This is a genomic window from Gilvimarinus sp. 1_MG-2023 (genome assembly GCF_030548285.1).
Genome location: NZ_JAUOSC010000648.1, coordinates 1 through 311 on the forward strand (window position 1 = coordinate 1; position 311 = coordinate 311).

1 protein-coding gene is annotated in these 311 nt (G+C 52.4%); it reads left to right on the forward strand.

Going from position 1 to position 311, the window contains the following annotated elements:
• Positions 1 to 223, forward strand: a 223-nt coding sequence (locus Q4563_RS18465; RefSeq protein ID WP_303605546.1) for an adenosylhomocysteinase, incomplete at its 5' end; no start/stop codon positions are given.
• Between the last annotated feature and the right edge of the window lie 88 nt (positions 224 to 311).

Genomic DNA, 311 nt, shown 5'->3' on the forward strand with positions numbered 1-311 from the left:
GGCTCAGATCTATCTGTTTGAACGCAAGTTCGCCGACCTGATGGAAGCTGAAAAAGCCGAAAGCGTCTACGTGAAAGTGCTGCCGAAAAAACTCGACGAAGAAGTCGCCAAAGACATGGTTGAAGGTTTTGGTGGGGTGATTACCCGACTGACCGACACCCAGGCATCCTATATCAATGTCAAAGCCGATGGCCCTTACAAGCCAGAGTCTTACAAGTACTAAGACCAGACGCTGGACAGCGGAGGCCTGATCCTAATCGTGATCGGCCCCGCTCTCTGCCACAACCCGCCGTCTGAGATAACCACTCACA